The following is an 11,068-nucleotide window of genomic DNA, read 5'->3' as shown; positions in this document are numbered from 1 at the left end:
CTCGAGAACCTCAACACCGAGGTGGACCACCCGGGTACGCCCTTCGCCCGCGCGGCAGACACGCTCGCGCTGGTGCGGGCGGTCGGTAGTCCGCGCCTGCGCATGAACCTGGACCTTTACCACGCGCAGATCGGCGAGGGGAACCTGATCGAGCTGATCCGCCGCGCGGCGCCGTACGTCGGTGAGGTACAGGTCGCGGACGTGCCGGGACGCTGTGAGCCCGGCACCGGCGAGATCGCCTGGTCAGCGGTCGCCCTGGCGCTAGCCGAGGCCGGGTACGACGGCGTGGTGGCGATGGAGGCCTTCGCCAGCCGGCCCGGAACGGCCGGCACCGACGCAGCCCTCGCCGCGTTCCGGGACGCGTTCACGTTGTAGCCCGCTGGCGCCGCGGCGGTGTCGGCGGCTTCCTCGGCGGCCAGCGATCTTCGCGAATCACGCAACCGCCGGTTCCGGTGCCGCTCGGATCCTGCCGGCCTCTCGACGGGCACGGGCTAGCGTGGGGAGCATGCCGAATCGCCTGGCGTCTGCGACGAGCCCGTACCTGCTCCAACACGCCGAGAATCCCGTCGACTGGTGGGAGTGGGGCCCGGAGGCGTTCGCCGAGGCGCGTCGCCGCAACCTGCCGGTCCTGCTCTCCGTCGGGTACGCCGCCTGCCACTGGTGCCACGAGGTTCCCCGGTTGGCGGCTGTCGACGGAAATATGCGAAACCGCAGGTCAGTGGCCTGATTGCGGTTCGCGTCGGAACGGCGAGTGCCGTCGTTTGACACCGATTCCGGGGCTTCGTGCATCACTCTCGTGCATCACTTTGGCCCCATCACTGGTGACCCAGTGGCAGCCGATCTCGACGTGTTGAAGGACCTGACAGGTCTGCAAGACATGTTAGCTTCCGGGCCGATACTTAACGTGTTGCGTATTTGCAACACTCTCGTAGACTGTTGGGCGTGGACCTGGCAGAACGCATCTCGACGCTGCGCCGCGTGAACGGGCTGAGCGCTCGTCAGCTCGCGGCGCTGGTCGACGTTGCCCCGACCACGGTCACGCGGATCGAGTCCGGTGCGGTCAGCCCGTCGTTCGATCTGGCGCAGGAGATCCTGACGGTCTTGGGGGAGCCGATCGGCTTCACCGGCCTTGCGGATGTGGATGCGATCGCGACCGCACGTCTTGCGCTCAACCCGGCGCTCGACGTGTCGCCGACTCCGGGTGTCGAGCTGTGGCGCCAGCGCTGGGCTCGCATCGGACTTCTCGATGCCGACGGTCGGGTCGCCGCCGGGAAGGAAGCGGACCTGCTGTTCCGTGCCGGTCGCGCCGCCCGACTGACGCGCCGCCCTGGAGCGATGGACTTCACCGCGGGGCTCTCTGCGGATGTGGTCGCTGACTCGCTTCGCGGGGCCGGCATCGACTACGCACTCACCGGTGATGCCGGAGCCAACCGTTACCGGTCGAGCGCCGGCGAGGCATGGCCGGTTATCTACGTCGAGGACGTCGCTCGTGCCGCCGAGGCGGCCGGCCTCGTGCGCAAGGAGCCCGGTTCGTTCGGCATGCGGGTAACGCTGATCCCGTTCGACGGCGTGAGCGAGGTCGGCCGTGTCGACATCGCCAGCGTCACGGTCGTCGCTCGCGATCAGGTCATCATCGACGCCTACGGTGGCATCGACCGCATGGTCGAGCAGGCCGACATCCTCATGGGGAGGCGGGTGGCGTGATGGACTTCAACGAGCCGCGCACCGAGATCGAGTGGAGTCGCCGCGCGATCATCAACGTTGTCGAGGTTCTCCAGGTCCACGCTGAGTCGCTGACGTTGGTCGGTGCGCACGCCGTCTTGCTGCGGACAATGGACCTCGACGTGCCGCGAATGCCGACCGGAGACGGCGACCACGGTGTGACGCCGGGCCTGGTCGGCGACGTGCCGAGCATCGAAGCCCTCCTGGCCGACGCGGGCTACGAGCACCGCACGACAGCTCGTCCCGGACTGTGGGGCCGGACGGCCTACGACGAGGCCGACGGCACGCGATCGTTCCGCGAGAAAGTCGATCTGCTGGCGCCCCACGGGTTGTCCGGGACTGCCAGCCGCACCAAGCGCGGAGTCCCTGCCTTGCCGCCCGCGCACGGCAAGCTCGCTGTCGGCAACGCGCTCGGCCTCGAACTCGCGGCGTTCAACCGATCGCGCGTGACGATCACCGACTTTGCCGACCCGCGACTGACGGCTGACCTCCACGTCGCAGAGATCCCGGCGCTCATCCTGGCCAAGGGCTCGAAGATCGGTGAACGGCTTCGGGAGCCGCGCAAGGGACCGGTTCGAGACAAGGACCTCGGCGACCTCTGGCGGCTCATGGCAGTCGCAGACCCTGGCGAGACCTTTCGGGTGATCGGGCAGTTCATCGAACACCCCGAGGTCGGCGTCGACGTTCGCCAGAGTGTGGAGTGGACGGCAGGCGTGTTGCGGGATCCGGTTAGCGCGGAGCGAGCCAAGACCGCCTTCGACACCTTCGTCGATCCGACCGCCATCGACGGGCTCTTCGCGCAGTGGCGGGACGCGCTTGGTGGGTGAGGATGCTCGCACAGCGCTCCTCTTGATGTCGGTCCGTTGCGCAACGATGTCAGCACGGGAGTAAGAAGCGGGGAGTGAGGTCAACTGGTGAGTGACGAGGAAGGAGCGTCCCTGCGGAGGGTTCGGTTCTTTGGCGTGCATGATCTGGCCGCGGGGTGGTTCGTGGCGCGCGTCGCTCAGATAGCAGAGCACTTCGACCCGTCGAGCGCGCCGACTGACCCAATGGACATCATCGAGCTCCACAACGTGCAGCAGTACCTTGAGAACGGCTTGCTCCCTCGCGACTGCACCGAGGCGGAACGTGCCGCGGCGATGTCGAAGATCGGTCCGATCCGGAGCACGGTGGCCAGGTTCTTCTCGGCGACCAACGACGTCGACTGCGTCTCGATCGTCGCGGGCGTCGACTTTGACTACCACGCTGACCTCCTCGAACTCCTCGGGCGGAACAGGGCCTTCGAACGTTGCACGTCGGCAGTCATGCTGGCTGCGCTCGATCAGACCGGGGTGCACCTTGGCGACATGCTCGCTTGCAAGAAGCTCGTGCTCGCCTACGACGCGAAGGTACGGGACCGGTTGATCGGGTCTCCGGGGAACGCGGAACACATTATCCGCAAGCACCTGCAGCAGGATGTGCGCGCGGAGGTTCACCTCCCGGCCAGTTTCACACCAGCCGATGCTCGCGATCTGCTCGAGCGATACGTCGATAGCCCAGACGCGAACCCCAACTACATCGGCCTCATCGAAACTGCCCCTGTCCGCTCGGCCACCGGCATCGATGCAAAGTTGAAGCTGCGGGCGAAGCGCCGCAACGCGGAGATGACGCAGGCGTTCTTCGAGAAGAACACCGGCCTCAAGACCGGGACCGAGGTGCGGCTATCCGAGACGCAGGACGAGCCCGTGCTCTACGAGATGGACGACTCAGACGGGATGGTTGCTCGATTCACCTACAGCAGCCGATGGCTGGACGAGACCTGTGACAACCCGAGCATCCTCAACAACTTCCAGCACCTGTTCGAATTTGCCGACCGTGGTGTCCTGCTGACACTGCCGTCCTATCCCTCGCAGTTGGGCGTCTTCGAGCGCTTCATGGGGGCGACGGGCAAGACCGAGTACAGGGTCGGCGCAGGATTCCGGGCGGTCGACATGAGCACCCTGCTTCAGACGAGGCTGTATCAGCACTACCTGGAGACCAAGGAAAGGGACCTTGAAGGGGTAATCTCCTGGTTCTTCGAGGATTACCTAAAAGAGGAGTTCGGTGCTGCGAACTTCTCGTTCAGGCCGTCGAGCGGGGCCGCGTCCTACCTCGAGAGGGTGCGCCACCTCTTCGCTGAGATGGAGAGCGCGCTCGCTCAGTTCGGCCTGTTCGCCGAGAACGGCGTACTCGATCGGGACCTGCTCGCGATCACCTCAGATCCCGTTCGCTACCGACAGGTTCCGAGCCTGCTTTCGGGGAAGTACGTCTACCCGACCGACGACGACCAGATTGCCGGCATTCTTCACGCCCTGTTCTCCGACCAGTCAGCGCTGACGTACATCAGCGAGGAGTTGAAGGGCGATGACGCGGCCGGGCTTCTCATCGGAAACGTCGTCTCCTACGCCGATTTCCACGAGTACCAACAGCCCGCTGTCGATCATCTGATCTCGCTCGGCATCCTGGAGGACACGGGCGAGAGGATGCAGATCGCCAGTGCCCCGCAGTTCCTGGTCCTGAGGTCGCTGTTCGCGACTCAGGCCTGTAGCTACTACAGGCTCTCGAAGGAAGGTCGCTCCGCTGTCGACGCCATGGAAGCTCGCGGATGGGTGAGGCGTCACTCATCGCTGTTGACCGAGGCCGAGGCGCAGTACTTCAACTACTTCCTCAACAAGTCTGACTTCAGCAATGGGCCGGAGTTGCGCAACAAGTACCTGCACGGTTCGCAAGCAGACGCTGAGGGTGAGGACACCCACTTCCATGCCTACGTCACCGCCCTGCGAATGATGATCGCGCTCGTCATCAAGGTCAATGATGACCTCTGCCTCTGGGCTGAGACTCGATCGGATTCCCCTGTGCTGGAAGATGGTCCGAGCGAGGCGCCGCTCAGGCCGACCGATGCCTCCGCTTCGGCTGAGGGAGCAAGTCCGTGATCGTGGCCTGCTCCCGGTCGGGCGCGACGAGTGCCTTCAAGGCGGCCTCGGCAAGCTCCATCCGCTTCTCCTCCCAGGCCAGAAGCTGGTCGAGCCGCCACCGATCAGGGTGCGTCATCACCGGCGGCGGCACGAGCGAGCGGTCCTTGAGGTTCTGGTAGCCCTTCGTCTTGCCCCAGCCGTAGCGCGCCATCACGTCGTGCGCGTCGAGGAAGACGTGCCGCGGGTCGGTGTCGACCGAGGCGTCCGGCGGCCAGTGCATGGTCACACGGCCTTCGGCTTGCCGAGGACCGGCTGGGAGGCGAGCCGCTGCATGCGGATGAACGTCCGCAGATCGCCGACGGTTGTGTAGAGCCGCCTTCCGATCTTGAAGAACTCCGGACCCGTGCCCTCCTGGCGCCACCAGCGGACGGTGTTGATCGGGGTGCGCAGGATCTCGGCGACGTCGTCGAGCGTGAGCAGCTCGTCATCGTGGCGGGCGTGGAAGGGGACGTCGTGGGTGGTGCTGTTCATGGTTCCTCCTGTCAGGCGATGGCCCGCGCGGATCGTGGGCGACAGTTAGGTGTGAACGACCTGCCGCGCCGACGCCCGAATACGTTCGATCGGATATCGTCGAAAGATGGATCGGGCGTACCTGCTCGAAGTCGCACGACGAGCCAGCGGCCTTACGCAGGCAGAGCTCGCCGCGAGATCCGGTACGTCGCAGGCGACCTTGTCGGCGTACGAGCGGGGACTGAAGTCGCCGACGATCAAGGTGGCCGGGCGGATCCTCGAAGCCGCGGGCTATGACCTCAACCTGCGCAAGCTGATCGACTGGACCGAGCACGAGGCGCCTGAGTTTGGACGCTTCTGGGTGCCGAACATCCTGTGGAACGTCGAGATGCCGGACTGCTTCGCGACGTTGGTGATCCCTGCCGGAATCGACAACGGGCCGTTGCGCGAGTGGGACATGCGAGACCGGCATGAGCGCATGGGTGCCTACGAGCAGTTGCTCCGATGGAGCCCGCCCGAGGACATGCTCCGCTGGATCGACGGCCCGCTCCTGGTGGACGTGTGGGACGAGCTGGACCTGCCCGACCCGATCCGCGAGGCGTGGAAGTGGCCGGTCCGCATCGCGCGGGAGCGGACGAAGCCAGACCCCTTGCGCGCCAACGAGTCGTTCACCGCCCTGGCGTGGATCCGAGGCCGCGAGGCGCTGCCGAAGCAGCCGGCGAAACCCAAGGGACCGCGGGTGCGGTTCATTCGGACCAGATTCGACCCGCGACCGTTGCCCTCTCAGAATCCGAGGCCAGGGCCGCCGGATGGGACGGGCGGCGGGCGGTAACCCGGATCCGGCTCAGGCCGACGGATCAGCTCCGGCGACCGACCTGCCGCGTGACGGGAGTAGCGCGGGTTCATCGGCCCGTATCGCTCGATCGCCTCGGCCGCCGCCTCCCGCGCGTGCGCCGGACCAAGGTCGGCACGGTCGCGCCCGAAGACGTCGCACCACTGCTTGCGCGCATCGTCCGCCGACTCGGCCACCAGGTGCGCGACGTTGCGATCCCTGCCGCGCGTCATCCCGACGTACGCCGACGCGGCGCCGCTGTGCTCACCGACAAGCACGTGGCTCTCCGCGACTGTGGCACCCTGCGCGCCGTAGGCCGTTGTGGCGTAGGCGAGCTCGACGTCGCACCGCACGTACTCAGAACACAGCACCCTCATTCCGGCCTCGCCGCGCACGGTGAGGGCGCCGCGATCGCAGGAGACGACGGTCCACAACTCGCGGTTCGCGACGTCGGCGTCATGGTCGTTGCGCCGAGTCGCGATGGTGTCGCCGACCCCGATCCGCTCGCCCGCTGTGGTCAGCACCTGCTCGTCGACCTCGCCGGTTGCCTTGCGGATCCGATGGGCGAAGGTGTTGATCCGCGCGACCTGCTCGCGGGTGTCGGCGACGACGAGCTTGCCGACGCTGGCCTCGGCGGCGAGGCGTCGGGTTCGCTCGACGTCGCTGGCGTGGATGACGATCTCGCGACGCGCGAGCAACTCGTCGAACACCTTGCCCGCCCCGGCGCCGTTCCGCATCCGCAACGACAGCTCGGCATAACACGGATCACTGAAGCGGCGTACGCCGTTGAGCTGTTGCACCCGATCTGGCGCGTACCTGATAGCCAGATCCAGCACCCCGCCTCGACCGACGGCGGGGAGTTGATGTCGGTCGCCGACCAGCATCACGAGGGCCTTGGTCTCGTCGGCCAGAGTGAGCAGCGCGCGAGCCGTGTCCTGGTCGACCATCCCTGCTTCGTCGATGACGAGGAGGTCGCCGCGACGCAGCTGGGCGGCTGGCGCAGGGGAGGCTGTGACGCGGGTGCATCGGCCGTCCGCGTCCCAACGGAATCCGTGTTGGTGGAGCAACCAGTGGGCGGAGTACGACGCCGAGCCGGTCGCGCCCGCCGCGACCTGGGCCGCCTTGAGCGTCGGGGTGACGACTACCATTCGGCGTCCGGCGGCGACCGCCCGATTGCGGATGGCGGCGAGCCGCGCGGTCTTGCCCGCGCCGGCCGGGCCTTCGATCACCGTGACGGACTTGGCCTCCGCGCGGGCAGCGATCCGGTCGACGATCTCGTGCTCGACGGCCAACACCTCGGTCGTCGTCAAGGTGCGGATGTGCTGACGCTCGTCGGTCCGGCCTAGCAACGGCTGCGAAGCGGCGACGACGCGAGCGGTCAGGTCCTCGGCGAGCTCGCGGCGTACGGCGGCGTCGACCACGCCGCCGCTACTGGCGATGATCCGTTCGACCTCACCCCGAGCATCGGCCGCGTTCCACGCGGAGCGACGCGACCCGAGACGAACCAACGCCAGCTCGACGACGCCGTCCCGGTCGACGGCACCAGCCCGCAGGACGCCGAGACCGGCTCCTGGCTGGGGCGGCGCGTAGCCGAGCTCGTGCAGTTCATCGACCCAGCGCTGTCGGAGCTCCTCGCCACTCGTCGGAACGACCTTGTCCGGCCGGGCGTCGGCCCATGCTCGGCGATCCCACGTCTGCCGCAGCGCCGGACCGGGCTCCTCACCCGGATGGTCGGTGCGCCACTCGGCCTCGTAGGTGTCGATGTTCGCCTCGATCTGCTTGGCCCGAGCACTGAACGCTCCGGCGAACTCCGCGAGCTCTGTGACCTCGCCCGTCTCGGCGTCGAGCGTGAACCCGTGCCGCGCCAGCGCCTCTCGGAACTCCGGATTGGTCATCACCGCTGCGTGCCCGATCCCGTTGATCGCCTCCAGGCTGTCGCGGACGCCGACGGTGTGCAGGCCGCGCCACTTCCCGTCCGCGAACACCCGGGCGTTGATTTGGAGATGCAGGTGCCGATGAGGATCCCCGGCGCGAGAAGTGAAGTGACGTACGACGGCCGCCTCGACCTGCTCCACCGGGATCTGCACCTGGTTGCCGCGCGGCCCGACCCGGGTGGTGGCGTGCGAGGCGAGCCAGCCGACGATCTCCTCAGCCGCGGCCATCTGGGCGGCGTCGTACGCCTTGGCGATCTCGGGGTGCAGCGCAGCGGCGAGTGACCAGGTCTTCGGCCCGTTGACGGTGACCTCGACGAACCGGACTCCCTTCTCGTCCTTCCTCAGCCGCCCCTTCGCCAGACCGGTCTCGACGTCGTAGCCTGCGACCCAGCGCTCGTAGGTGTCGCCGTCCATGTCGGCTCGGCGGTCGATGCCGTCGGGAGTCGCAGCGAAGTGCATCGCGATCCCGCTGCCTTCGGCGAGGTAGTAGTCGTCCGCGCGGGAGCGATCGGCCTCGACGTAGTGGCGCGCGGCGGCAGCAGCGCCGCGGTAGATCTTCATCCCGCCATGCACCCGAACAGCCTCCCTCAACAACCGTCGACAACCGCATTTCCGCTGGTCAGGGGGATACCTGACCGGTTTCTCCTACGGAAGTTCGTAGCATGCGTGCCGTCTGGAAGGGACGGGCAGAAGGCGTCCGACGAGAAGGAGATTGGAGAGCCATTGGTGATTGGTGATGGGCGGAGAGGCCAGAGGCGAGGCGAATCAGCGGCGGAAGAGCGGGGAGATCAAGAGGCGTAGGGCGACACCGGCCGCAGTTCGCCGAAGCGGCGGCGATCGATCGGCATCGCGCCGCCAGCAGCCGATGCGCGCACATCAACCAGGAGTCCGGTCGGGTCTTTGAGAACCCGCGGTGGAACGAGGCAAGCGTCAGCTTGCGACCTGTTCGATGACAGCTCTGCGAACTGGAGGGGACTCCAACGCCGAGGCGAGCTGCTGTCCACCGCCGATCGGGAAGCATGTTCCTAGAGCGCCGTGTTGGAGAAGGGTCCACCAACTGAACGCCCCTACAGCAGAAGCGATGCCCGGCACGTGGGAGTTGAGACAGGTACGCTGTAGATCGTCCACGTGCCCGCCCAGAAGTTCTGCGTCGCTAGGACCGGCCAGCCGGCTGACGTCCTTGACCCGGCCTCGTCCTCTGGTCGCGGTGAGTGCGCTCATCCTTGTCCTGGACGTTTCCCGAACAATCATCGCAAGCGTCGCCACACCGGCCGCGCCGGTAGACGCGTGCTCGTGCCTCTCGCTCGTCATGTTGATCCAGTCTGCGTAGTGCATGTTGTTCGGACCCTTCAGTCCACGGTCGTTGGAGCTCGCGGGTGACTACAAGAGGTTCCAATGGCTTTCCGAGATGGAGCAGGGTTGGCTGGCCCTCGGCAGGTCAGCTCTTCTCAGCCTTCGTCGAGGAAATGGTTGGCCTCATCGCGCAGTGCGGCGGCGGCCGCGCGGTGCCCGACGACAGAGGGAGGACAGGCTTCCCAGTGGTGAAGACCCCCAGGTGGTGTCGCGCGAGGTCCACAAGCGGCTGCGGCGTGAGCTCGGCATCCCAGCCCTCGTGTGCGCGTCCAGGGCCGTCGATGGAGCCAGCGGTGCCGTGTGTGACGCCCTCACCGAGGCACGGCGGTGCGCGACCATGTTGCGCGGCCTCGGCACCGAGTCCCGCGCCGTCACGACCAACGAGTTGGCGATCTTCAGCCTGCTCTTCACACCAGGACGCGAGCACGAGATGAGCCTCTTTCTCGAGCAGACCCTGGGGCCGCTTCGTCGCTACGACGAGAACCAAAAGGCACAACTCGTCGACACTGTGGCCGCCTACTTCGCCCACAGCATGAACGTAGCCAAGACGGCGCGGGCCCTCTTCGTGCACGCGAACACGGTGGTCAAACGCTTGGCCAGGATTGCCGACGTCCTCGGTGAAGACTGGCAGGACGAGCCGAACGTCACGCGTCTACGTGTGGCACTGCTGTTCCACTCCTACGTCGAGGGCTCCCCCGTCTGGGAGTGAGCCTGTGACACCCGGCGTCATCTAGGCGACTCGGTCGCTGTAACACGCTGGCTCTCCTGACGATGAGGGGCAGGCGCGGCCACTCGACAACAGCACATTGGCTCTGCCACCTTGGAGCTCAGAACCTCGGCAGAGGGGAGGGCGGCTGCGGCGAACGCCTGAGTCGGCTCAACCACAGGCGCCGGGTCCTGCCTGAAGCCTGGATCGCGCCTCGGCCTCCTGCTGGACCACGTCCTTCTGCTCAGCCGAGTGCTGAGCGTTCTCGATTTGTCCGAGCCGCTAAGGCTGGGCGGCGTCGGATATGTGCTCGGCTTCTGCTCCCGGATGTCGCGGCCCGCCTGCAGCGCGGCGATGAGCGTCGTCATCTCCAAGGCATCGGTGTCGGAATCGCGCGGGAAGGTAGCGCAGGTGTCGACGTCGTTCGTGCCGGCGGTTCCTGACCGACGGCAACTGAACGGCCCGTCCTGCCTGCCGTCTCGCTGGCCTACGCTGAGGGGGTCTTGATCCCGGTTGTCTGCAGACCCGTGCCAATCGCATGAGGAGAGTGAGCATGGCCGACATCGATCCGACCTGTCCGCCGTCGGGTGACGGCTGTGTCGAGTGTCTTCAGGCCGCTCCGGACGGGTGGTGGTTCCACCTCCGACGCTGCGCCCTCTGCGGTCACGTCGGCTGCTGCGACTCCTCGCCGAGCCAGCACGCACGAGGCCACTTCGAGGCGACTGGGCACTGGCTGATGCAGAGCTACGAACCGGGGGAGGAGTGGTTCTGGGACTTTGAGTCCGAGGACTACTACGACGGGCCAGCGCTCGCGCCGCCTCGGAACCACCCGCTGGACCAGGCTGTCCCGGGTCCAGCGGGCTCAGTTCCGAAGGACTGGAGATACCTGCTACACCACTGATTCTCCTGGTCCAAAGCCGTGCTCAGCGGAACGTTCGCTGGATCCGACTTCGTCAGCTTCTCCACGACCGGAGGCCGACCGGGAAGGTCCGGTGCTCTGGCCTGGTCAGAAGCAACAGCCTGCCAGAGAGCCGGATGGAGCTGACTCCTGCCAGTGTGCGATGTGAAGGCTATGACG

10 protein-coding genes and 1 pseudogene are annotated in these 11,068 nt (G+C 66.8%); 8 read left to right on the top strand and 3 right to left on the bottom strand.

All coding sequences use genetic code 11. The features are described from left to right. The 5 genes and pseudogenes from E7Z54_RS24065 to E7Z54_RS15400 form a co-directional block, all read left to right on the top strand. The coding region (locus E7Z54_RS24065; RefSeq protein WP_240769715.1) for a TIM barrel protein at window positions 1-375 on the top strand (375 nt) is incomplete at its 5' end. Between the two features lie 130 nt (window positions 376-505). Then, a pseudogene (locus E7Z54_RS15415) lies at window positions 506-667 on the top strand (DUF255 domain-containing protein); the annotation flags it as partial. Window positions 668-942: 275 nt separating this feature from the next. Further along, the gene (locus E7Z54_RS15410; protein WP_168798361.1) at window positions 943-1,704 is read left to right on the top strand and encodes a helix-turn-helix transcriptional regulator; all 762 of its coding nucleotides are present in this window, start codon (window positions 943-945) and stop codon (window positions 1,702-1,704) included. 128 nt (window positions 1,705-1,832) lie between these two features. Further along, window positions 1,833-2,549 (top strand): hypothetical protein, encoded by a 717-nt coding sequence (locus E7Z54_RS15405; protein WP_136435129.1) that lies wholly within the window; start codon window positions 1,833-1,835, stop codon window positions 2,547-2,549. An 87-nt stretch (window positions 2,550-2,636) separates the two neighbouring features. Further along, entirely contained in the window at window positions 2,637-4,673 is a 2,037-nt protein-coding gene (locus E7Z54_RS15400) for a hypothetical protein (RefSeq protein WP_206056275.1), read from the top strand. Here the strand turns inward: E7Z54_RS15400 and E7Z54_RS15395 are convergent. After that, window positions 4,627-4,935: a hypothetical protein gene (locus E7Z54_RS15395; RefSeq protein ID WP_136435127.1), complete on the bottom strand. Its 309-nt coding sequence runs from the start codon at window positions 4,933-4,935 to the stop codon at window positions 4,627-4,629. The genes E7Z54_RS15400 and E7Z54_RS15395 overlap by 47 nt on opposite strands. Window positions 4,936-4,937: 2 nt before the next feature. Beyond that, on the bottom strand, window positions 4,938-5,186 hold the full coding sequence (locus E7Z54_RS15390) for a helix-turn-helix domain-containing protein (protein WP_136435125.1): 249 nt from the start codon (window positions 5,184-5,186) through the stop codon (window positions 4,938-4,940). Between the two features lie 106 nt (window positions 5,187-5,292). Between E7Z54_RS15390 and E7Z54_RS15385 the strand changes: the two genes are divergently transcribed. Beyond that, window positions 5,293-5,997, top strand: a complete 705-nt coding sequence (locus E7Z54_RS15385; RefSeq protein WP_136435123.1) for a helix-turn-helix domain-containing protein — start codon at window positions 5,293-5,295, stop codon at window positions 5,995-5,997. On the opposite strand, the gene mobF is transcribed toward E7Z54_RS15385, so the two are convergent. Then, window positions 5,949-8,492 carry a MobF family relaxase gene (gene mobF / locus E7Z54_RS15380; RefSeq protein ID WP_168798360.1) on the bottom strand — a complete coding sequence of 848 codons (2,544 nt, stop codon included), beginning with the start codon at window positions 8,490-8,492 and terminating at the stop codon, window positions 5,949-5,951. The genes E7Z54_RS15385 and mobF overlap by 49 nt on opposite strands. A 997-nt stretch (window positions 8,493-9,489) precedes the next feature. Here mobF and E7Z54_RS15375 point away from each other — a divergent pair. Both E7Z54_RS15375 and E7Z54_RS15370 read left to right on the top strand, forming a co-directional pair. Beyond that, window positions 9,490-9,993, top strand: a complete 504-nt coding sequence (locus E7Z54_RS15375) for a PucR family transcriptional regulator (RefSeq protein WP_206056273.1) — start codon at window positions 9,490-9,492, stop codon at window positions 9,991-9,993. 550 nt (window positions 9,994-10,543) lie between these two features. Next, the gene (locus E7Z54_RS15370) at window positions 10,544-10,891 is read left to right on the top strand and encodes a UBP-type zinc finger domain-containing protein (RefSeq protein WP_136435118.1); all 348 of its coding nucleotides are present in this window, start codon (window positions 10,544-10,546) and stop codon (window positions 10,889-10,891) included. Window positions 10,892-11,068: the final 177 nt, after the last annotated feature.

This window comes from Nocardioides sp. (assembly GCF_004803405.1).
Classification (GTDB): Bacteria; Actinomycetota; Actinomycetes; order Propionibacteriales; family Nocardioidaceae; genus Nocardioides; species Nocardioides vastitatis.
This window is presented reverse-complemented; position numbering and strand designations above follow the sequence as displayed.

Coding starts and splice junctions, on each gene's coding strand:
- E7Z54_RS15405 (WP_136435129.1), top strand. CDS start 1,833: ATGGACCTCGACGTGCCGCGAATGCCGACCGGAGACGGCGACCACGGT.
- E7Z54_RS15395 (WP_136435127.1), bottom strand. CDS start 4,935: ATGCACTGGCCGCCGGACGCCTCGGTCGACACCGACCCGCGGCACGTC.
- E7Z54_RS15390 (WP_136435125.1), bottom strand. CDS start 5,186: ATGAACAGCACCACCCACGACGTCCCCTTCCACGCCCGCCACGATGAC.
- E7Z54_RS15385 (WP_136435123.1), top strand. CDS start 5,293: ATGGATCGGGCGTACCTGCTCGAAGTCGCACGACGAGCCAGCGGCCTT.
- mobF (WP_168798360.1), bottom strand. CDS start 8,492: ATGAAGATCTACCGCGGCGCTGCTGCCGCCGCGCGCCACTACGTCGAG.
- E7Z54_RS15370 (WP_136435118.1), top strand. CDS start 10,544: ATGGCCGACATCGATCCGACCTGTCCGCCGTCGGGTGACGGCTGTGTC.